Source organism: Photobacterium sp. Ph5 (assembly GCF_022129445.1).
Taxonomy (GTDB): Bacteria; Pseudomonadota; Gammaproteobacteria; order Enterobacterales; family Vibrionaceae; genus Photobacterium.
In genome coordinates, this window is the sequence record NZ_JADQAQ010000007.1 from 49,202 (window position 1) to 72,605 (window position 23,404).

Below are 23,404 nucleotides of genomic sequence, written 5' to 3' on the forward strand. Positions count from 1 at the left end.
GAGTATAGTTATGTTACAGCGTTGTTATCAATTAAATTGTATGGAATTAAGATAATTATCACAATAATATCAATACTGTATCTATTGCATTAAATTTGCTACTAACATCACGGATTATCGTTTGATGACATAGTAGAAGTAAACGCATTATTTTCTTGTGTTAGAACGCCATTGAAATCGTTACACTTTGCTTTCTACAAGTATTAACAAGGACGTCAAATGAAACTTGCGACAACACTGCTTATTTTGGCTTTAGCACCTGCATCTGCTTTTGCATCTGTACAACAATGCGAAAGTAATAAATACCATCAATATATAGACGCGTCACTCGAATGGTATAAAAACCTTGTTGAGATGACAGTTCAGAAACATCCCGATTTACAAGAAGTCAGTGCTTGGTTTTTACAAGGACGCATGAATCATTTTGAATTAAACCGTGAAGCTTTCGATTGGTACTTAGCGAATGATTCAACTCATTTAAATTTAGATAGTCCTGTCGAATCATGGCTCAAACTTTCCCAAGACGATGTTAAAACACTTGCTTCACAATCAACATCACTCGGAAAAACAGCAAAAAAAGCCTTTGACGATCGTCAGTCTACACCACATACCCAAAATTATGAATTACGCAGTGCATTTGCAGACTTATTAACGCATCCTGCAGATATTAAACAGCCTTTACATATTTATAATGAAAAAATGCAGAAATTAGCTGCCACTACATGTAAATAATCATCCATATATTGCTCTTATTTTCCTTTACATAAAATAAGAGCAATTTTCGGTATCGTTATTTTTAAATTCATTCAAGTTACCTCAATAAATAAATTAATTAATTAATTATCAAAACACAACAAAAAAATCATATTTTCATTCAATAATATCTATTGCTAATATAAAATTAAGTTATCTTTACACTTTATTTTTATTCCTTATATATCCCACCATTAGAGTAAGGAATATTGGATGAAAAGGATGTTTAAAATGAAACCAATCTATCTTGGTTTAGTTATTGCAGTTGCAAGTTTCAATACCGTAGCAAAACCTGTGGATTGGACACCAGGTATTAGCGGTGATATCTCACTTATGGCCGCATACACTCAAACAAATTCACAGTTTGATTCTAATAATGCCACCACCTCCAATTTGAATTCATCTGGTGATGAGCAAGAGCACACTCTTATCGCACCACTTGGTACCCTGTCATATACTTTCAGCAATGCTAAACAGCAATTATTTTTTGGTACTGATCGTTCTGATGTCGCTTTAGGGCGTTTCCATACCGAACTTGGCTTTCGCCAAAAACTTGAAGAAAACGGCACTGTTTCATTAAGTTACATTCCTGGATTATTAGAATTAAAAACATGGCAAAACCCCTATTTAACAGGGAAACCACGTGCTAAAACAGGAAGTAATGTAAAAGCGGTACGTGCTCAGTGGGACAATATTGCTGGCTCTATGTACTCGTTAGATACTGCATATGGTCGCTATGAAGTAGATCAAGAAAAAAGTGGAGAAGGCTTAGCTACCGATCAAAACCTACTAGATAGAAATGCAAAACTCTTTTTTGTAGAAGGAAGCCACCTACTTCCTCTGAGCCGAACACAAATGATCCGTACCGCATTAAACTACAGTGCTATTGACGCTGACGGTAAAGCAATGTCTGCCGATATTTTTGGTGGCTCAGCAACTTTTATTCAAATCTTCCAGCGTTCAAGCTTAGCTTTTACTTTGAGCTATAAAAAAGCTTTATTTGATACGGAAAACCCTGTTTTTAATAAAAAACAAAAAGATGACCGTTTAGGTGCTTTCCTTGCTTATGAATATAAACAGCCATTTGGTTGGAAAAATTGGGGCGTTGTATCTCTAGTTGGTTATAACACCACACAATCTAATATCAACTTCTACGATGCTGATACTATGCTTGTTAGTTTAGGGATGAACTACCGCTTCTAACAACAATCAAGACAATAAGTACTTATGTCTGAACGATGAAAATTATGGCTCTGTTATGATACAGAGCTATAAATTTTACGAGACATGGCCCTACTTTTCTATTAGATTAACAGCACTTTATCAAAGTTAAAAAAACGTTACTGAGTATTATGGCTGTTAATAATCGCACTGCCGATGCATCACAAGAATCTCTGCATCGAATCTTTACAGTACCGGAAGCCCCAGATTCAACACTGGGCATGATAGAAAAAGAGCTATCAGAAAACTTAAATGAGTTTCTACGCACACACATCGCTGCGACTGAAAAGCCTCTTATCGAAATAGAAAAAGACTTCTCCGATCCTGCAATTCCTGAAACACCAAGCTTTGTCTCAGAGCACACCCAATTTCTATTAAATAAATTAGTATCCCAATCAGTTCATACCTCGGCGCCCAGTTTTATTGGACACATGACTTCTGCCCTACCTTATTTCATGATGCCACTTTCTAAAATCATGATCGCGCTAAATCAAAATCTCGTCAAAATTGAAACTTCTAAAGCCTTCACCCCACTTGAACGTCAAGTATTGGGTATGCTTCATAAGCTCATCTTTAATGAAAACGAAAGTTTCTACCAACAATGGATGCACAGTGCTGACCATTCTTTAGGCGCTTTTTGTTCAGGCGGCACCATTGCCAATATCACCGCTTTATGGGTAGCAAGGAATACAGTCTTAAAACCTGACGGGGATTTTAAAGGCATTGCCCAAGAAGGATTATTTCGAGCAATGAGACATTATGGCTATGATGACTTAGCCATCTTAGTCTCTGAGCGTGGTCATTATTCATTAAAAAAATCTGCTGATGTATTAGGCATTGGTCGTGATAGCCTAATTTCAATCAAAACGGATGACGATAACCGTATTGATCTCGATCACTTACAAACCACCCTCGTTGAACTAAAAAAACGTAATATCAAACCTTTTGCCATCATTGGTATTGCTGGCACAACAGAAACAGGCAACATTGATCCCTTAGATCAACTTGCTGATATTGCTGACGCTCATGATTGCCATTTTCATGTTGATGCTGCTTGGGGTGGCGCTACATTAATGTCGAATAAATACCGCCCTTTACTTAAGGGAATCGAACGTGCAGATTCTATTACGATTGATGCCCATAAACAGCTCTATATACCGATGGGTGCAGGTATGGTTATTTTTAAAAATCCAGAGTTGATGTCTGCGATTGAGCACCATGCCGAATATATTTTACGAAAAGGATCGAAAGATTTAGGTAGTCACACCTTAGAGGGTTCACGAAGTGGTATGGCAATGTTGCTTTATGCCAGTATGAATATTATTAGCCGTCCTGGGTACGAGTTACTGATCAATAATAGTATTGAGAATGCACAATATTTTGCAAATTTAATAAAGCAGCAAGATGATTTTGAACTAGTCACAGAACCAGAGCTTTGTTTACTGACCTATCGCTACGTTCCTGCAGCAACGCAGCAAGCTTTATTAATTGCTACAAATGATGAACGTGAAACGTTATTAGAATTATTGAATGATTTAACGAAATTCATCCAAAAAAGACAGCGTGAATCAGGTAAGTCATTTGTATCTCGTACCCGTATTACACCAGAAAAATGGCAGCATAAGATCACAACAGTATTCCGTGTTGTATTAGCCAACCCATTAACGACAGAAACTATCTTACGTGATGTTCTATGTGAACAACGTGAATTAGCAAAAGAAAGTACGATAAGCTTGCCAGAAATAGAAAAATTAACCGCACAAATAATGCGAAAAAGAGATGAAAAACGATATAAATAGACCGTTTATCTATATCTTTTTTTTGATTATTTGGCGTTTACGCCCAGTTTTGCTGGGCTTTTTACATTTTGTAACCATTAACAATCCCAAAATTCTATGTCTACCTTATGAATAATCTGCAAATCAACTATTAACAGTGCATTATTGTAGTATGAATAGCATCAATAATCAGTCAAATATCTACTTCTATTACTCGCATAGTGTTTCTTATTTCCAAGATAAGTATTCACTACCCGTTTTTGAGCGCTGTTCAATAATTTATCTTTTTCATATTTTGACATTATTTTTTTGGATTGTTAACGACATGATCTTTAAATTGATTTTTATTGGTACTAACAATGTTAATCCGATGTTTCAAAACAGCCAGCAATTTGATAATAATTATCAATCGATGTTTTTGTTCAAAAAACAACCAAAAAATAATCTCTTTATTGGTTGATTTACATCAAGAAATTCGCGCATTTTGTTCTAGAAAAAAGGCCATATCACAAAATGATATGGCCTTTTTATTTCAAAATGTTTCGCATCAATAAATATTTTTTGATGCTACTGAAATATATTTCAGGTGAAAATTAATCACCAGCAAACATATATCCTTCACCATGAACGGTAACAAAAATCTGTGGATTCTTTGGATCGAGTTCCATTTTAGAACGCATACGACGGATTAAAACATCAATCGTTCTATCATTTGGTGCTTCAACTCTATGGCTTAACATATTCAAAATACGTTCACGACTAAGCACTACATTTGGGTGTGAAGAAAAGGCAACTAATAGCTCATATTCAGCTTTAGTTAACTTCACTGGTAAGCCATTATGAGTCAGTGCACGTTTGTTTATATCGAACTGCCATTCGCCAAAACGAATGATGTTATCTTCCTGCATTTCGACCATTGTCTCGTCACGTGCTTTTTCCACTAAGGTCATGCGCCATAACAAGTTTTTCACTCTAACAAGCAGCTCGCGAAGTTCAAAAGGTTTAGTGACATAGTCATCTGCACCCATCTCTAAACCCACAATACGATCGATACTATCAGTACGTCCTGTGACCAAAATAATCCCCACTTCAGAGCGGCTACGAAGCTCACGTGTAAGCATCAAACCGTCTTCACCTGGAAGGTTAATATCAAGCATGACGAGGTCAATTTTTTCGGTCGCCATGATCTCTCGCATCTGTGCGCCACTATCCGCTTGGCTAACCTTATATCCTTCGTTCTCGAAATACCCTACCAGTTTAGTACGGGTAACAATTTCATCTTCCACAACAAGTACGTGATGAGTCATGTTTGTCTCTTTTAGTTTTTTAGGTGTTCTTACGAAACGTTAGCACAAACCGTTGTTATTCACAATTTGTCATAAACATGAGTTTGCTATTCATTCGTACCGTTAACCTTATTCACATCGTGGACATAAGATTACCCCATAAAATTTATAACGTCACCGTAGCTTACGGCGGGCATTCATTCTTAAATGGAATCATTCAACATGAAAAAACTTTGGCAAATGTTGACTAAGCCAAGCAGCAAGTACTCAATTCTTGCTCTTGTTCTAGTTGGTATTGGTATCACCCTTGCGGGCATTTTTGCTGTGCATAAGGGATTTGAACACGCCTCTCAAACTGAATTCTGTGTAGGCTGCCACACCATGCAGCAAAACTATGAAGAATATAAGCAATCTGTACACTTTAAAAATGCTTCTGGTGTACGTGCTGAATGTGTTGACTGTCACCAACCTAAAGATCTTCCAGGTGCTATTCAACGTAAGCTTGGTGCATGGAAAGATGTATACAACCAATACATCACTAAGAAAATTGATACGCCAGAGAAATTTGAAGAGCACCGCTTAGAGCTCGCTCAGATGGTTTGGAAGCGTATGGCAAGCCAAAACTCGAAAACATGTAAAAGCTGTCACGACTACTCTGCTATGGATCACGCTAAACAGTCACCTGAAGCTGCAGCTGCAATGACCGAAGCTGCGGCTAAAGACATGAACTGTATCGAGTGTCACAAAGGTATTGCACACGAACTACCAAACATGGCTGGTGGTTTCCAGAAGGATTACCAAAACCTTCAAGCTGAAGCGACATCTCAAGGTGCTACTGCAGACAAACTTTACTCTCTAGGTGAAAAAGATCTGTTCGCAACTGACGACGCTAACGGTAAGTCAGAAGGTAAACTACTACCTGCATCTGAAGTAACTGTACTTGAACGTAAAGGCGACATGCTGAAAGTTGAAGTAAATGGCTGGTTAGAGAAATCTGGTAAAGGCCGTGTTATGACAGAATACATGGGTAAGCGCGTATTCAAAGCGACTATCCGTGGTGATATTAAAGCTAACGAGAAGATTGTTAAGGAAGAAACTGATCCAGCAACTGACATCGTATGGCAGAACGTAACAGTACAAGCATGGATTACTAAAGCTGACATGATCGATAGCATCCAGCCTATCTGGAACTATGCAGAAGAAATGTACGGCTCTACATGTAACGCTTGTCACGCGGCGCCAGCACCAGGCCATTTTACTGCAAATGGCTGGATCGCAAGTCTGAAAGCCATGAGCTCTTACTACCGTCTGTCTAAGACAGAAGAACGTACGCTATTGAAATACCTTCAGAACCACGGTAGCGATACAGGCGGTGCAGGCGCGCACTAATCCTGCAGCCTAATAACAAATAAATGATAGGCGGGTGATATCACAATCCCCGCCCCATCGATAAAAATTAAAGTTTAAGGATTCTCCAACATATGGCGACTCAAACTAATAAAACTGGCATCTCACGCCGCCGCTTCCTATCTGGTCTTGCAATGGCAAGTGCTGCATCTGTTGTAGGTACTAGCCTTCTTGCTCCTCGTAAAGCAATGGCTGCTGAAGAAGCAAAAGCTGCGTTCTCTGGTGAAGTTCTATCAGGCTCACACTGGGGTGCATTCCGCGCTAAAGTTGTTGACGGTGTTTGGACTGAAACAACACCATTTGAAAAGGACAAAAACCCAACTGATATGATCCAAGCGGTACGTGAAGTGGTTTACAACCCTGCACGTGTTAAATACCCAATGGTACGTATTGATTGGCTAAAGCAAGGCTATAAGTCAGATACAACCCAACGTGGTAATAACCGCTTTGTACGTGTGCCATGGTCTCAAGCGTTAGACTTCATGTACCATGAGATGGAACGTGTACAAAACAACTTTGGTCCAAGCGCACTATACGCAGGCCATACAGGTTGGCAATCAGTGGGTAAACTGCATAACGCAGGTACCATGATGAAGCGTGGTGTTGGCCTTCACGGTACTACCCTAGGTAAGATGGGTGACTACTCAACAGGTGCCGCTCAGGTAATTCTTCCTTACGTTGCTGGTGCAATGGAAGTTTACGAGCAACAAACATCATGGCCGCTCGTGCTTGAGCACACTGACACTATTGTTATTTGGGCATCTGACCCAATTAAAAACCTGCAAGTGGGTTGGTTAGTACCAGACCACAGCCCATACCAGTACTATGAGCAACTTGCAGAGAAAGTGAAAAACAAAGAAATCAAAGTGATCTACGTCGATCCAGTGGTTTCTAGCACGCAAAAAGCAGTTGGTGGCGAACAGATCCGTGTTAACCCACAGACTGACGTTCCATTAATGCTTGCGCTTGCACATACGCTATACACTGAAAACTTATACAACAAAGACTTCATTGCTGATTACACAACAGGTCTTGATAAGTTCATGCCTTACGTTCTTGGTAAGACTGACGGTGTTGTTAAGAACCCTGAGTGGGCTGAAAAGATCTGTGGTATCAAAGCTGATGATATCCGTGCTCTTGCGCGCACAATGGCAAGCGGCCGTACGCAAATCATTGGTGGCTGGTGTCTACAACGTATGCAGCACGGCGAACAGTACGCGTGGATGCTAGTGGTACTTGCAGCAATGCTAGGTCAAATCGGCCTACCTGGTGGTGGCTTCGGTTTCGGCTGGCACTACAATGATGCAGGCTCAATCACCTCTAATGGTCCACTCATGTCAGGCTTTAGTGGTGTGACAGGTGTTGCTCCAATTCATAACGGTTCATACGACGGTTACTCTACTTTCATTCCAGTTGCTCGCTTTGTTGATTGTATCGACAATCCAGGCAAGACCATTAACTACAATGGTCAGAAGATTAAGTACCCTGTTATGAAGATGGCGATCTTCAGTGGTAACAACCCATTTGGTCACCACCAAGATCGTAACAAGATGATCAAGGCTTGGACTAAGTTAGAAACGGTTGTATCGATTGATCACCAGTGGACAGCAACATGTCGTTTTGCAGATATCGTATTACCTGCAACAACAACTTACGAGCGTAACGATATCGAGCAGTACGGTAACCACTCTAACGCAGGTATTATTGCCCTACGTAAGATTGTTGAACCAATGTACCAGTCTAAAGATGACTTTGAGATTTTCCGTGAACTATGTTCTCGCTTTGACCGCGAAGAAGCGTTCACTGGCGGTAAGACGCAAATGGAAATCATTGAAGAGATCTACAACGGTGCGCGTCTGCAAGGCCGTGGTTTAGGTGTTCGTATGCCTAACTTCAAGAAGTTCTGGGAAGGTGAAGGTTTCATCGAATTCCCTGCGGGTAAAGAGTGGGTTCGCCACGAATCATTCCGTAAAGAACCCGATCTTGAGCCACTAGGTACGTCTTCAGGTATGATCGAGATCTACTGTAAGACTATCGCAGATATGGGTTACAAAGACTGTCAAGGTCACCCAATGTGGTTCGAGAAAACAGAACGTAGCCATGGTGGTCCTCGTTCAGATCGTTTCCCGATCAACATGCAAAGTACGCACCCGAAAGATCGTCTACACTCACAGCTATGTTCGTCAACGGATTTCCGTGCGACTTACGCAGTTGCTGAGCGTGAGCCAATCTTTATCAACACTGAAGATGCTGCGGCTCGTGGTATTAAATCTGGTGATATCGTTCGTGTTTACAACGATCGTGGTCAAGTATTAGCTGGTGCGGTTGTAACTGATGATTACCTACCTGGTGTATGTCGCCTACAAGAAGGCGCATGGTACAGCCCATTAGAAGGCGGTAAAGTAGGTACTATCTGTACTTATGGTGATCCAAACGTACTAACAGAAGACATCGGTACTTCTAGCCTAGCGCAAGCAACATCTGCAGCAGCTGCTCTAGTTCAAATCGAGAAGTACACAGGTACAGTACCTGCAGTAACAGGCTTTAACGGTCCTATCTACGAAGAAGGTATCGACCCACTGTTCCCTGCTATGGATAAGTAATTTTACTTAGCTAGTTGATTAAAAGAAGGCGATGAACGAAAATTCATCGCCTTTATTTCACCTTTTTAAAATAGATTCCAATATAATGCCTTCGGTTATATTTGAATGTGTTTTATGTGTCTGGAGTGACAATGCAAGAATTTATTGCTTTCAACGAACAACGTGCAGAGATCTATTGGTGGATGTCATCACTTTTCGCTCGCGAACTCACTGATGCGGATCTACATGAATACCATGGCGGTGAAATGTACACATTCCTTTCAGGCTTAGGTATGACAGAGGAATTAAAAGCACCGGTTGAAGTTTTCCGCGACGTAATTAATCAATCAAATACACGTCCTGATGAGCAGCTTGAGCTTGCTGCCGATTTCTGTGGTTTATTCCTAAGCACACCGAAAACAGGTGCCCTACCGTATGCGTCTATGTATGTGGGTACATCAGGCTTACTTAACGATAAGCCAGCACAAGACATGAATGTGCTAATGAATGATTACGCGATTGCACAGCGTAAAGAATTTAATGAACCTGCAGATCACCTTGCGGTTGAATTAGATTTTATGGGTAACCTGATCATCATGGGTAATCAGCAAGAAACTGAAGAAAAACGCGAAGAGCTAATGCAAGCACAGCTTTCTTTTGTTAACACTATGCTGCTCAACTGGCTACCACTATTTGTGAAAGAGTGCCAAAACCGAGATCAATTTGGATTCTACGCTGCAGCAGCTAATTTATTATTGGCATTCTGTAAACTTGATGCGGCTTTCCTTGCTGGTGAATAATCAAGCAATATGTTAATAATTAAACCTCAGTCTCGACTGAGGTTTTTTGTATCTCCTTCAAAACAATAATAAAAAAGCTAAACATTTCTAATTCTCTGCTTTCCTTTCTTTCGCTTCGATATTATTCATTTTTTATTTGAAATTTATGTTGCATATTCAAGCATACCATCCGCATTTACAATCAAAGTAAATTATTGTCTTTAAATTTTTATCAATTTAATTTCAATGACTTAACTACAAACAATCATACACGCTTAATACAAAGCATTCTCATTAACAATATCAATGAGTTATTTATGCATAGCTTCATTTTTGATTTTTTATATTGTCATACAAAAATCAAAAATCTGATATAGATCAATCATATCTCATCTTTACAAGCCTAAAATCTGCACGCTATTCCCTTAGCGTATAAGTATTCATAATAAACAAGGTTGATAGATGGACTCGCATGCAGCCCTTTTCGAACTAGGCAAGAAACGTCTTGCAGAGTTACGAGCAATGAAACCTCTTCGTGAGGAATCATTCAAAGATAAATTAGAACAAAATGGCATAACACGTCGTGACTTCATGATTTGGAGTGCCACTATCACATCCCTACTGGCTTTACCTTTACCGTTTAGCACCATGGTTGCCGAAGCTGCCGAGCTTTCCGATCGTGTGCCTCTTATTTGGTTAAGTCTTGCAGAATGTACTGGTTGTTCAGAATCACTAACACGTACAACAACTCCTGATATTAGTACCCTTTTGTTTGAGCACGTTTCACTTGAATACCAAGAAGTGCTTATGGCTGCGGCTGGTCAACAAGCAGAAGAAAACCTTGAAAATGCAATGAAAGCATACAAAGGCAAATACCTATTAGCAGCAGAAGGTGCCGTTCCTACTGCTAATAACGGTATTTATCTTACGCTTGGTAGCAAAGCTGAAACCGGTATGTCACTAATCAAACGTGTCGCTAATGATGCCGCAGCGGTTATTTGTGTCGGCACTTGTTCATCATTTGGTGGTGTACAGGCTGCTCGTCCTAACCCTACAGGAGCAAAAAGTGTCGGTGCTGTAATTGATCGCCCAGTGATTAATGTAGCAGGTTGTCCACCAAACCCTGCCAACATCACAGGTACATTAATGTACTACATCATGTTTGGTCGCCTTCCTGCTCTTGATATGTTCAACCGTCCAAAGTGGGCATATGGTGCACGTGTTCACGATAACTGTGAGCGCCGTGGTCACTTTGATGCTGGCGAGTTCGTGACTGAATTTGGTGATGATAACGCTAAGCAAGGTTTCTGCTTATTTAAGATGGGTTGTAAAGGTCCATACACTTACAACAACTGCCCTACTGAGCGTTTCAACGCGCACACTAGCTGGCCTGTATTAGCCGGCCACGGTTGTATTGGTTGTTCAGAACCAGACTTCTGGGATGACATGGCATACTTCGAGAAACCATTAAGCCGTCAACCATTACATGGTTTAGATGCCACCGCCGATACCATTGGTGCTGTGACATTAGGCGTTACCGCCGTGGGTATTGGTGCTCACGCTGTTAGTAGTATTTTTGCAAAAAAAGTCGAGGAATAATTCATGAGCAAGCGTGTCGTAATCGATCCTATTACGCGTATCGAAGGCCACTTACGTATCGAAGTTGAACTTGATGCTAACAATGTTATTGAAAAAGCTTATGCCTCCTCTACTCTGTTCCGTGGTTTAGAAATCATCATGAAAGGCCGTACGCCTTATGATGTAGGTCTACTTATGCAGCGTATTTGTGGTGTATGTACTTCATCTCACTACTTATGTGGCACATTAGCGGTTGAAAATGCTATCAATGCTCAAGTGCCTATTAACGCGAAATACATTCGTAGCTTGATCTTAACGTCTCTTGAAATGCACGACCATATTGTTCATTTCTACCTACTACACGGCCTTGACTGGGTGGATGTGGTTTCTGCATTAGGTGCCGATCCAGCAAAAGCTGCACAAGAAGCCATGAAATGGTCTAAAACTCCGATGGCGGCTGGTGAAGGTGAACTACGCGCTGTACAAGAAAAAGTACAAGGCTTAGTTAATACTGGTAAGTTAGGTCCGTTTGCTAACGCATACTGGGGCAATAAAACTTACGCTTTCACGCCAGAGCAGAACCTTATTGGTCTATCTCACTACCTTAAAGCACTAGAAGTTCAGCGTGTTGGTGCTGAGATGATGGCCATTTGGGGTGGCAAAAACCCGCACCCACAATCTATTGTTGTTGGTGGCGTTACTTGTGTACGTGACATGTTAGATCCTGCTCGCCTGCAAGAGTTTAAGCAAAAGTTTGTTCACGTTGCTGAATTCATTGAGCGTGCCTACCAAGCGGATATTTTGATGGCAGCCTCTGCATTCGGTAAAGAGCCTTGTGTACTTGGTGGCTGTAACGTTAGCACTTTCATGTGTAGCGAATCTATTCAGCTAAACGAAGAAGATCAACTGTTCACTAGTGGTGTCATTCGTAATAAAGATCTAAGTAAGGCAGAAGATGTTGATCTGAGCCTGATTGCTGAAGATGTGACTCACTCATGGTACAACGCGGATAAACCACAACACCCTTACGATGGTACAACTATCCCTGAACATACTCCGTTTATTGAACGTGACACTCTTGAAGGTAAGCGTCCAACCATTAATGAAGCGGGTAAATATTCTTGGGTTAAATCGCCACGTTATAATGGTGAGCCTGTTGAAGTTGGTCCACTGGCAACCATTGCGGTGAACTACGCAAAAGGTAACCCATATGTTGTACCTGTTGTGAATGAGTTCTTAAAAACAACGGGATTGCCTGCTGGTGCGCTATTTACTACGCTAGGCCGTACCGCTGCTCGTATGCTTCATACCTTGATCATTGCACGTAATGGTTTAACCACCTTTGAATCTATGGTTCAAAATCTAAATTCAGATCAAACCACGTACATTGAACCAACCATTGATCCTAAAAAAGAATACAAAGGTGTAGGTGTGATTGAAGCACCTCGTGGTTTATTAAGTCACTGGCTACGTATTAAAGACGGTTTAGTTGAAAACTATCAAGCGGTTGTTCCTACCACATGGAACGCAAGCCCAATTGATGGCAACGGCAAAATTGCACCTTATGAAGCTTCTTTAGTTGGCTTAAAGTTAGAAGATCCAACTAAGCCTCTTGAAGTTCTTCGTGTGATCCACTCATTTGACCCATGCATGGCGTGTTCAGTACACGTGATGGATTACAAAGGCCAATCTTTGAGTGAATTCCGTATTCCAGCACAAGCAGTGTAAGGAAGGAATTTATGTCAACAGATACAGTGTTGTACAAACGATCCTATGTTTTCTCTTTTATTATACGTTTATGTCACTGGCTCCGTGCTTTTGCCATATTTGGTTTAGTCATCACAGGCTTTTATATTGCTTGGCCATTTTTGGTTGCGCCAGATAGCACTAACGTATTAGAGCAAGGCTGGGTGCGTTTTGCCCATGAAGTGCTTGGATTCATCCTTGTGGCCATCACCTTAATTCGTGCTTATTTATTCTTCTTTAGTCGCAGTAACGTTGAACGTCGCTCGGTGAAAGATGCAGTAAGTCCGAATAGCTGGGTGAAGCAAATCAAAGCCTATTTTTGGGTTGGGCAACCACCCCATCATGGTGCTTACGGTCCATTACAGTTAGTGGTATATGCGGGTATTTCTATCGCTGCCATTTTTATGTGTGTCACAGGCTTAACCTTATATGCCAACGTGTATCACCTTGGTATGGGTGGCCTATTCTGGCAGCCAGCTGAGTGGGTAACCTATGCTATGGGCGGATTAGCTAACGTTCGTGAATGGCACCACATAATAACTTGGGCGTTCATCGTGTTTGTCTTAATTCACGTTTACATGGTGATTTGGACCGGTATTCGATTCCGCAATGGCTCAGCTGACGCCATTATGTCGGGTTTTGATTACCACCCTGTGCACGTTAAAGATAAGAACAAGAGTAACCACCCAGTTCAACATCATACTCACCACACAAATACTGACCATAAAGGCCACTAGCACTAATGAAGATATTGCTACTTGGTATTGGCAATGTCTTGTACGCCGACGAAGGAGTCGGCGTACATTTCGTCAATTACCTCACCGAAAACTACCGCTTTTCACACCCAGAACATCAGATTGATCTCGTGGATGGCGGTACCCTTGCGCATAGTTTGATCCCAACCTTAACCCAATATGATCACCTTATTGTGATTGATACTGTTAATGCTGCTGGTGTAGATGCTGGCGAAGTGTACTTTTTCGATTTTGATAAAGCGCCACCAGAGATCGACTGGCAAGGCAGTGCCCATGAAGTAGAAATGCTGCAAACATTGATCATGATGGAATTGGTCGGCGATCGCCCTAAAACATTCGTATTAGGTGTTACCCCTACTGTACTCGAGCCGATGCATTTAGGACTAACACCTAAAATTTATGCTGCTATTCCTACTATGGAATCAGCGATTCTGAATCATTTAACGGATTTGGGTATTACCTGCGAACGCGTAAACAATATTGAGATTAATAGCTTGATCCCAACCGCTTATAAACGAGGAGTAGATGCATGAAATTAATTCAATTTTCTTTTAAATGCTCACGCCAAGTGCCGTTTTATGCGCAATTATGTAATGACTATTTAGCCAATGAACCTTATGAAATTACCATTGGTTTTGTTAAAAATCGTTATCTAATTGAAGCGGTCGGTGAACAAGCACAACTTGAAGCATTAGCTGAAAAAATTGCCAATGATTTCCTGCTTTCCATTTGGTTAGTTGAATCTAAAGTGGAAGAAATCATCCATCGTGAAGGCAGTATTGTCCCTCTGGTTAATACTCAACATCACTTACCCTTTTGCCAACATTGCGAGCCGTTATTAGGCGATAACCAATCGCCACAATTTGGTGAGTTAGCATTACCTTGTGTATGTTGTCATGGCGAGCAGCGTTTACATCAAGCAATCAGTATTAACCAAGTAAAAGTTTGGGCTAATGATATTCTTACCACTGGCAATGTGTTATTTACCTTAACTACAGAGCAAGGTAAGCATCAGGTATTCCAACTCAGTACAACACCGGTTTTAACCTCATCGCAAGAACGCCCACAAATTCTGATCTGTAATCCTAATAATGTACCTTTGCATTTCTTTACTCCATCAGAACACGTATTCGCGTTATCAAGCCTTGAGAAACCGCGCGTTACGGTACAGCCCAAAGCGAAACATCATCAATTACAGGATCCCTTGTATGATTTGTGTTTTAGCTATAATCGCGTGCTCACAGTGCTGACTGAAATTTTACGTCAACAAGGCGTTGATTTCGTATTTATTGATACCAACCATTGGCAACCCTTAATTACATGGATTGAAAAAGGTTGGAGCCAAGTCGATAGCGATCCTGAACTTGATCTTCCAGTGTCAATCAAAGCCCTTGAACCCTTACACGATCAAGCTTGCATTAACGGCTTAAATGCTTATTGGCATAAACGTCGTATTCATTTCGACTACAAACCAAATCATCCAAACGATGTCCCCTCTCACGCGCTGCCTATTTGTGCGTTGCATGGCGGTAATATTGAATCAGGTAACGGGCGTAATACCGCGGTTATATATTTTGGTCGATATGCTGCAGGTGAAATTGTTTGCCAAGATAAATTTACCCGTACAGATAGCTTTTTAGTACTGCCTAGCTTGCCGCAAACAGGGCATGAAATTATTCGCCTGATGACCGCAGGAGAACAAGCGACGATTCTTGCTAAATTTAAAGAATCCCGACCTGAGAGCTACCATGCACTAAGCCAAATTCATCTTGAAGATAGTTATAATCAGTTATCGGGGTTATTTGCTGTCGCTGCCACCATCCTTGGCTTATCAACATCCAGTACTAATAGTATTCAATACTTAAACGATGCACTGATCGCTAAAGCATTACAAAACAGCGGGCAAAAAGGCCATCGCGTTGATTACCCACTAGATATGGTAGATGGCAAACGTACCATTGAATGGGCTAAAACCCTCGGAAGTCTGATGAGCTTCAGCTTAGTTGTCGACAAATCAGAACATGATAAGCTTGCTTTTGGCATCATGGATTCATTAGCTGACTTTATTGCTAACTGGTTAGAACGTATAGACGAAACCACAGGCTTAAATGCTGTGGTTTTAGCAGGCAGTGATTTTGCCAATGAAGTGCTAACTGAACGTCTATCACTCCGTGTAGGTAAAAACTTTGCTATTACTGTTAACCGTCAATTAGAACTCGATGGCAGTAACCTAAGTGCCGGTGCGTTATACCTAAAGATGCGTCGCCGTTAATTGAATATAAAAATAATAAAGCTCTATTAATTTAGAGCTTTATTATTAATTTTACATTCTAATTAATTTTATATAAATATTTAGGGTGGTTTTAAATTATATTCAAAATCTATAGGTGATGTATTAATGCTTTACATGCTTTATCGCCGCTACTTAACATCAATAAGTTTTTATATTGGCAGACCTCAAACCAATTCGTTCCATGTTGATCTAATGCCTCTGCTTCAAAAACATCTAAAGTAATATTATTACTACGGCTATATTGGTATAACTCAACCTTTTCACCGCTCCATACACCTTCCCATCCATCCATTGCACCTATAGATTTGAAATTTAGATGTTTTTCTTTTTTAAAACCCCAGCTAACTGTTTCATCAATATTTGTTAAAATAGCCTCATCATTAAAACCAATCGCACTAAAATGCAGCGGGCCAACATCAACTTTTGATTTATCTTTAAACTGACTTACTATATAAGCTGAATCTTCTTTATTTTTCGCCTGAATTAAACAGTTATGATAACTATATATGGTTTTAACTTTTATCGGCTTATTATTAATAACAAGGTCAGTGTCATTCATCTTTAAACACGTTTCTTTTTTCTCTTGAGTAAAAAATGTAATCATATTAAAGTCAGCATCATAGGCTGCAACACTATTCCCCATATTACTAATCACCATCGGAAATAAACCAATTTTATTGCTTTCCCACACCTCAGAGTTAAATGATGCAGCATTTCCCTTAGTTGTTAAAATAGCAAATACCATCACTATAATTATATTTCTCAATCTTAATCCACTGTAAAAACGTAATTGATTGTTATAGTTCATATCCACCTCATTTTTTACTTTGATAGTGTAACCAAAACTCACGCCAGACCTCACCCGGCTGCCCAGAGCCAATACAGTGATCATCAATCCTTATTACAGGTTTAAGTTCTTCAATAGAATTGGAAACCCACACTTCATCAGCTTTTTCCAATGTTTTTTTATCGGGCGCTATTTCATAGACTTGATATTGCAATTTTTCAGCAATTTGAAGAATAATATGACGCGTAATTCCCGGCAGAATATTATCAATCGGAGGTGTATAAATGACCTTATCTTTGACCATAAACAAATTGCTACTAGCAGCTTCAACCACGTATCCATTACGTATAAATAACGCTTCATCCTGTGGTTTCCCCTCTAAATAAAGTCGCCGATATGCCATCACATTTGCTAATAAGCTCGTTGCTTTTATATGACAATTTAGCCAGCGCTTATCACTTTGTAATATTGCAGCACAGCCAGGATATGAAAGATCAATAGGAGACGTAAATGGCGTTGCAAAGATTAATACTGACGGTGCTACTTTGACAGGAAAGCGGTGATTTCTCGATTCTTCAACTCCTCGTGTTACTTGGATATAAATCATCTGAGTTGCTTCTGCTTCAATGATTATATTACTTATCAACTCTCGCCAATCAAGTAAGCTATAAGGTGATTCAATACCAACAGCACTTAAACCATTCAATAATCGCTGAAGATGAAGTTCGCCTTCTAGCATCTTTCCGCTATATACAGGTATAACCTCATAAATACTATCTCCAAATAAAAAACCGCGATCAAACGGTGATATCGCAACCTCATTTAAAGGCATGTATTTACCATTAAAAAACGCCAAGTTCATACTATTCCGTTCAGTCATTATTAGAATCATCAAACTACCTAATAACATCAGGTTATGCGATGATTATGCTATAAACAAACGACTTATGGTTATCCAATCATGACAAAGAGTTATACTAGGCATCGTTATCAACAGCTACCATCACAGCAATCTATTCGTGTTTTCGAGTCTGCAGCACGCCATTTAAACTTTACACTGGCAGCTGAAGAACTTTCGATCACGCAAAGTGGTGTTAGCAAACAAATTAAAGGTTTAGAGCGATTCTTAAATACATCTCTCTTTATAAGAAAAGGGCAAAAGATTGATTTAACAGAGACTGGACGTTTATTTTATACTGGCTGTGTAGAGGCATTAGACTGCCTACAACAAGCTATTGATACGATTCAGGGTCAAGCCGGTCAATTACGCTTACAAGCCCCACCAACCTTTGCGAGTCGTTGGTTAATTCCACGTATGGAACTACTTCACAAAAACCTACCTGAACTATCGCTACATATCGAAACAACGTGGTTACGGACTATCACAGACTATATTCAAACAGAACCCAACCAATTAGTCATTCATGCTTGTATTAATTACCCTTTTAATAATTTGCGAACAGAATTACTACGTGAAGAGTCGTTATTTGTAGTCGTTTCACCTGATTACCTTGCCCGCAATGGTCAAATAAAGTCAGCGCAAGATCTTGTTAATCATACTTTACTGCATACTCGATTAGATGGTCACATTCATTGGGAAGCTTGGGCTAAAGCAATGCAACTCCATAATTTTGATACAACAACGGGTTATGAATTTGACACATTGGATATGGCATTGTCTGCTGCAGAAAATGGTTTAGGCGTCTTAATCTGTGATTTTTTATTTGCTTTTGAAGCACTCACTAATGGGCGTCTCGTCATCCCGTTTAACATGCCAATAATTACGGGGTTACGATATGTGCTTCTCAGTCAACCCAATAGACACTATCAGCCATTACAACAGAGTTATCTTAACTGGCTATATCAGCAAATTAAGCAAGATAATCAAGAAATGGAACAATACCTTATAGATCTCGGCTTCGATATTTCAGAACGTAGAAAAGGCATTTTATAAACGTAACGTTAGCCCTAATAAAATTAGCTTGTTCTAAAATCAGTATGGCGCAAGAAAAAAATCAAATAATATTTATAATCAGTCATTCTTGAATAATGAGAACATCAAAAAATCGCCATTTTTTTGACATCGGTTACATTGATTACACCTATGCAACATGATTAGCATGAAAAACTAGGCACTAAAGCACCAAGATCTCAAAATGATTATAATGTGATTTTAATTATCTTTAGAATCATCTAAATTAATTCCATACCTAGCCGGTAATTAGGCCCCTTGCCTAGAAATAATCAGAATTCATTGATTATTAAGCCTCATTTAACGATGGGGCTTTTTTTATTCCATTTCGAAGCCATTATTACACTTACATTTAATAAGGCTTATTTTTCATAAAGCACTTCTTATTACTCAATTAAAAGCATAATATAGCGACTTATTTTTCTTATATCACTGCTCTATACGTAGTGATACCAGCGTCAAAAAAACAGTCAGTTAATGATCATGCGTCTGTTTAAGATAATTTGTTAACAAAATGCAAACCCACTGACTGATAATACGATCTTGAAGTGCATAACGCTGTTATCCTTGAAATCTCTAAACCAATTGAAAAATACTTCTCAGACATCTAATCACAAACATCTTCAATTATACTGACAAAGGCAACGTAATAATGTAGGTGACATTGTCACATATAAATTATAAATACAGATATCGGACTTTATAACAGTCCCGTAGTGTTATGATTATGCGCTAAGATTTCTGAATACTCGTGATATTTGCCATAAATATCACTGGAAGATCAAGCTGTAACATAATATCCAGTAGGCTGTGGCACAATCATTGATCCTTGCACCAAGTGAGATCAGTAGTAAATAGATCACAAAAAAGGCAATAACGATAAAAACCAGTATTGCCTTTTTTTTAGAACGTAATTTTTAGTGTGTTTTTACTCAAGCTCTAACTGCATCAGCATTAAATCTTCGCCATCAATTACCTCTGTACGATTACTTTGGCAATGGCTACATATAATACTGCGCTCGTTATGAGTGGTTTCTTGCCCACACTCGAAACACGATAACACTAATGGTTGGATTTGCATTTCAAATATAGCGTCATGACAAACCCCTTCTAACTTAAAGGTTTGAAAGGCTGTTTCTAATAATGCAGGTTCAACACCGCTTAAAATACCGACTTTGATTGCAACACGAGTTACTTTGGTCGCATCATTATCTTCTGCATGTTGTTCGCATTGTTCAATTAAAGCGCCAACAATGGAATATTCATGCATTAACAGATCCTCGGAAGTAACTCACCTTGTGGTAAATCAAGGTAACGACGACTACCCCATCCGCTAGTTAAAATTACACGCCCTGCATAATCGTCACTGACTTCACCGATAATGGCAGCATCACCACACGCAGCAAATGCATTTAATACTTCTAATGCTTTTTCTGCTTGTTCCTGTGGTAGTGCGATAATAAATGTTCCTTCATTTGCAAGATCAAACGGTTCAAAACCGTATAACTCACAAAGGCCACGTACCTCTTCACTAACAGGTACGTCATCTTCAACCACATTGATACCAATGCCAGATGCTTGCGCCCATTCGTTAAGTACTGCAGATAAGCCACCACGCGTGGCATCACGCATTGCATGAATATCAAGATCAGCAGCAATTAACGCCTCAACTGCTGGCCACAAGGTATTGCAATCACTGATAAGTTCAGATTCTAGCGTTAGCCCTTCACGTGCCATTAAAATAGCAGCGCCATGACGACCAATATCACGAGAAACAATGATTGCATCGCCCTGTTTTAGGTTACGTACTGAAATACCAGATTTGGTAATAGTGCCAACACCAGTGGTATTGATGAACAAACCATCCGCACAGCCTTTCGGCACAACTTTAGTATCACCACACACGATCTTAGCACCAGAAATACTAAGCTCATTGGCCATGCTATCAACAATGGTTTTTAGATTAGCAACATCAAAGCCTTCTTCGATGATCACACTGCAACTCAAATACTGAGGTTTTGCGCCCATCATTGCGAGATCATTCACCGTACCTGCAATGGCTAATTTACCGATATTGCCACCAGCAAAAAACAATGGCGAAACCGTAAAGGAATCGGTAGTAAAAGCCGTTTTACCTTCCAGTGTTAAAACCGCAGCATCTTCTTCATTACGAAGGATATCGTTATCAAACGCTTTAAAGAATAAGCCTTTGATCAGCTTATTCATTTCCTGACCACCGCCACCGTGACTTAATTGAATCGACTTGGTCGTAGACAGGGTTGTTAAATCAATATCAGTCATTATTAAACACCTCGGTAACGGAAATAAGCATTACATGCACCTTCAGAGCTCACCATACAGCTACCCAATGGGGTTTGTGGTGTGCAGCCTCGACCAAACACTTTACAATCTTGTGGTTTAGCTAAGCCACGAAGAATATCACCACATTGACACGCTTTATGATCATCAATTGGTGTCATGGGTAAGCAATCCGCAAAACGAATTTCAGCATCACGGTGTTGATAAGCAGCGTTGAGTTTTAAGGCTGAGTTAGCAATAGGCCCTAAGCCACGCCAGCGGAAACTATCGCGCACATCAAAACAACGTTTTACGGCTTGTTGAGCAACCGTATTCCCCTCTTCTGTTACTGCACGCGTATACTGCACGTCGAGTTCAGATTCACCAGCGATTTTTTGTTTAGTGATACGAAGAATAGATTCCATCACATCAACAGGTTCAAAACCTGCAACCACAACGGGAGTATTGTATTTCTCAACCAACGGACGATAAATCTTCGCCCCTTCAATCACACTCACATGTGATGGACCGATAAACGCATTCACTTTTACCGCTGGATCAGCCATTACAGCATCAACGGCAGGCGGCACTAATACATGGTTAATGTGAAAATAAAGGTTATTGATTTGGCGTTGCTCGGCTAGTTCAACTAACACTGCAGTCATAGGCGTTGAGGTTTCAAAACCAATTGCAAAGAAAACCACCTCTTTATCTGGATTTTCTGTTGCAATGGTTAAGCAATCAAGCGGATCGTAGATAGGTCGAATATCACAGCCTTTAGCACGATATTGCGCCAAACTACCTTTAGACCCCGGAACGCGGATCATATCGCCAAGGGTAACTAAAATAACATTGGGTTGGCATGCCAGTGCAGCGGCATGATCAATACGTTCTTTGGGCATGACACAAACAGGACAACCAGGACCATGAATAAAATCAATATTCTCGGGCAGTAACTGCTTTAAACCATACTTCATAATGGTATGAGTATGACCACCACACACTTCCATCACTTTTAAAGGCTCTGGTAATTGTGGCGCTATCGCTTTTATTTGTTCGGCTAAACTCAGCACGGTATCAGCATCACGAAAGCCTTGATATAGCTGTTTTAAATCAAAACTCATAATGCTAATGGCCCTGCTTCAGCCAACAGTAAACGATACATTTCTAAACTTTCTTGGGCGTCTTTATCATCAATTTTGCTCATTACAAAACCAATATGGATAAGTACATAATCCCCTAACACCAAAGGCTCAGTTAATAGATGACAGCTTACTGTGCGCTTAACCCCCATAGTATCAACCGTGACGCTATTTTCTTCAGGATGTAACTCAACCACCTGTGAAGGAATAGATAAACACATGATAATTATCCTTCAATAAGATTGTTGTTAATCCATGAAACAAGCGGTTGGAAGCTTTCAGGATCTTTGGTTGATAATGAAATAACTTCAACATTAGGATTAAGTTTTTGTAGTTGCGCTTTTGCTTCTTCAATACTGAAATCAAAATACGGCAATAAATCACACTTAGTGATAAGAACTACATCAGCGCGACGGAACATCACTGGGTATTTTTCAATTTTATCATCGCCTTCTGGTACTGAGACCAATACGATATTTTTATGCGTACCCACATCGTAACTCGCAGGACAAACAAGGTTACCGACGTTTTCAACGAAACAAATGTCAAGATCATCTAATTCAATATGATGAAGTGCTGAATGCACCATAAATGCATCAAGGTGGCAGGCCGAGCCCGTTTGAATTTGATATGCATTAATCCCCTGCGCTTTTAATCGATCAGCGTCGCGTGATGTTTCTAAGTCACCTTCAACAACTGCATATTTCAGCGGTGTATACTGATGTAGATGTTCTAATAACGTCGTTTTACCGCTGCCAGGACTACTCATTAAGTTAAATGCTGTCACATTTTTAGCATTAAAATGTGCACGGTTATGTGCTGCTTCAACATCATTCTTATCAAGGATTTTATGAATAACAGATAATGTTTTTTTATCATTAAGCTGAGGGTTTGCTTGTAATTGGTGATGATGGTGATGATCACCACCGGCTAGTGAACAACCGCAATCTTGACACATAGGAACTCCAACCGACATCGGCTTACCGGAAAAACAAGAAAGAGGTAAGCCTTGCAATGCAAAAAGGTA

20 protein-coding genes are annotated in these 23,404 nt (G+C 40.0%); 12 read left to right on the top strand and 8 right to left on the bottom strand.

What is annotated here, in order from left to right:
• Nucleotides 1-219: 219 nt before the first annotated feature.
• The 3 genes from I3259_RS04515 to panP all read left to right on the top strand — a co-directional run bounded on the left by I3259_RS04515 (nt 220) and on the right by panP (nt 3,773).
• A complete protein-coding gene (locus I3259_RS04515) occupies nt 220-732 on the top strand; it encodes a hypothetical protein (protein ID WP_238028526.1) in 513 nt (170 codons plus the stop codon).
• Between the two features lie 252 nt (nt 733-984).
• Nucleotides 985-1,956, top strand: a complete 972-nt coding sequence (locus I3259_RS04520) for a DUF2860 domain-containing protein (RefSeq protein ID WP_238028527.1) — start codon at nt 985-987, stop codon at nt 1,954-1,956.
• Between the two features lie 149 nt (nt 1,957-2,105).
• On the top strand, nt 2,106-3,773 hold the full coding sequence (panP, locus tag I3259_RS04525; protein WP_238028528.1) for a pyridoxal-dependent aspartate 1-decarboxylase PanP: 1,668 nt from the start codon (nt 2,106-2,108) through the stop codon (nt 3,771-3,773).
• A gap of 572 nt (nt 3,774-4,345) precedes the next feature.
• Here panP and torR read toward each other — a convergent pair.
• The gene (gene torR / locus I3259_RS04530) at nt 4,346-5,059 is read right to left on the bottom strand and encodes a two-component system response regulator TorR (protein WP_005368225.1); all 714 of its coding nucleotides are present in this window, start codon (nt 5,057-5,059) and stop codon (nt 4,346-4,348) included.
• A gap of 201 nt (nt 5,060-5,260) precedes the next feature.
• On the opposite strand from torR, the gene torC reads away from it, so the two are divergent.
• From torC to I3259_RS04570, 8 genes are all read left to right on the top strand, one after another.
• Nucleotides 5,261-6,427: a pentaheme c-type cytochrome TorC gene (torC, locus tag I3259_RS04535; protein ID WP_238028529.1), complete on the top strand. Its 1,167-nt coding sequence runs from the start codon at nt 5,261-5,263 to the stop codon at nt 6,425-6,427.
• Nucleotides 6,428-6,519: 92 nt separating this feature from the next.
• A complete protein-coding gene (gene torA, locus I3259_RS04540) occupies nt 6,520-9,048 on the top strand; it encodes a trimethylamine-N-oxide reductase TorA (RefSeq protein ID WP_238028530.1) in 2,529 nt (842 codons plus the stop codon).
• Nucleotides 9,049-9,179: 131 nt separating this feature from the next.
• Entirely contained in the window at nt 9,180-9,827 is a 648-nt protein-coding gene (gene torD / locus I3259_RS04545; protein ID WP_238028531.1) for a molecular chaperone TorD, read from the top strand.
• 441 nt (nt 9,828-10,268) lie between these two features.
• The gene (locus I3259_RS04550) at nt 10,269-11,405 is read left to right on the top strand and encodes a hydrogenase small subunit (RefSeq protein ID WP_238028532.1); all 1,137 of its coding nucleotides are present in this window, start codon (nt 10,269-10,271) and stop codon (nt 11,403-11,405) included.
• Between the two features lie 3 nt (nt 11,406-11,408).
• Nucleotides 11,409-13,112 carry a nickel-dependent hydrogenase large subunit gene (locus I3259_RS04555; protein ID WP_238028533.1) on the top strand — a complete coding sequence of 568 codons (1,704 nt, stop codon included), beginning with the start codon at nt 11,409-11,411 and terminating at the stop codon, nt 13,110-13,112.
• A gap of 11 nt (nt 13,113-13,123) precedes the next feature.
• A complete protein-coding gene (gene cybH / locus I3259_RS04560; protein ID WP_238028534.1) occupies nt 13,124-13,867 on the top strand; it encodes a Ni/Fe-hydrogenase, b-type cytochrome subunit in 744 nt (247 codons plus the stop codon).
• A 5-nt stretch (nt 13,868-13,872) separates the two neighbouring features.
• Complete coding sequence (locus I3259_RS04565; RefSeq protein WP_045151250.1) at nt 13,873-14,418, top strand: HyaD/HybD family hydrogenase maturation endopeptidase; 546 nt, start codon at nt 13,873-13,875, stop codon at nt 14,416-14,418.
• Nucleotides 14,415-16,157 carry a hypothetical protein gene (locus I3259_RS04570; RefSeq protein ID WP_238028535.1) on the top strand — a complete coding sequence of 581 codons (1,743 nt, stop codon included), beginning with the start codon at nt 14,415-14,417 and terminating at the stop codon, nt 16,155-16,157. Before I3259_RS04565 ends, I3259_RS04570 begins: the two co-directional genes overlap by 4 nt.
• 109 nt (nt 16,158-16,266) lie before the next feature.
• On the opposite strand, the gene I3259_RS04575 is transcribed toward I3259_RS04570, so the two are convergent.
• On the bottom strand, nt 16,267-17,070 hold the full coding sequence (locus I3259_RS04575) for a hypothetical protein (protein ID WP_238028536.1): 804 nt from the start codon (nt 17,068-17,070) through the stop codon (nt 16,267-16,269).
• Complete coding sequence (locus tag I3259_RS04580; protein ID WP_238028537.1) at nt 16,994-17,845, bottom strand: aminotransferase class IV; 852 nt, start codon at nt 17,843-17,845, stop codon at nt 16,994-16,996. The genes I3259_RS04575 and I3259_RS04580 overlap by 77 nt, the downstream gene beginning before the upstream one ends.
• An 81-nt stretch (nt 17,846-17,926) precedes the next feature.
• Here I3259_RS04580 and I3259_RS04585 point away from each other — a divergent pair, with 81 nt between their 5' ends.
• Nucleotides 17,927-18,919: a LysR substrate-binding domain-containing protein gene (locus I3259_RS04585; protein WP_238028538.1), complete on the top strand. Its 993-nt coding sequence runs from the start codon at nt 17,927-17,929 to the stop codon at nt 18,917-18,919.
• Between the two features lie 946 nt (nt 18,920-19,865).
• Here I3259_RS04585 and I3259_RS04590 read toward each other — a convergent pair.
• The 5 genes from I3259_RS04590 to hypB are packed head-to-tail and all read right to left on the bottom strand — an operon-like array spanning nt 19,866 to nt 23,335.
• Nucleotides 19,866-20,207 (bottom strand): hydrogenase maturation nickel metallochaperone HypA, encoded by a 342-nt coding sequence (locus I3259_RS04590; RefSeq protein WP_238028539.1) that lies wholly within the window; start codon nt 20,205-20,207, stop codon nt 19,866-19,868.
• On the bottom strand, nt 20,207-21,238 hold the full coding sequence (gene hypE, locus I3259_RS04595) for a hydrogenase expression/formation protein HypE (protein ID WP_238028540.1): 1,032 nt from the start codon (nt 21,236-21,238) through the stop codon (nt 20,207-20,209). The genes I3259_RS04590 and hypE overlap by 1 nt, the downstream gene beginning before the upstream one ends.
• Nucleotides 21,239-21,240: 2 nt before the next feature.
• Nucleotides 21,241-22,359 carry a hydrogenase formation protein HypD gene (hypD, locus tag I3259_RS04600; RefSeq protein ID WP_238028541.1) on the bottom strand — a complete coding sequence of 373 codons (1,119 nt, stop codon included), beginning with the start codon at nt 22,357-22,359 and terminating at the stop codon, nt 21,241-21,243.
• The gene (locus I3259_RS04605; protein ID WP_238028542.1) at nt 22,356-22,598 is read right to left on the bottom strand and encodes a HypC/HybG/HupF family hydrogenase formation chaperone; all 243 of its coding nucleotides are present in this window, start codon (nt 22,596-22,598) and stop codon (nt 22,356-22,358) included. The genes hypD and I3259_RS04605 overlap by 4 nt, the downstream gene beginning before the upstream one ends.
• A gap of 5 nt (nt 22,599-22,603) precedes the next feature.
• Nucleotides 22,604-23,335, bottom strand: coding sequence for a hydrogenase nickel incorporation protein HypB (gene hypB / locus I3259_RS04610; RefSeq protein WP_005368248.1), 732 nt, complete (start codon nt 23,333-23,335; stop codon nt 22,604-22,606).
• Nucleotides 23,336-23,404 lie beyond the last annotated feature (69 nt).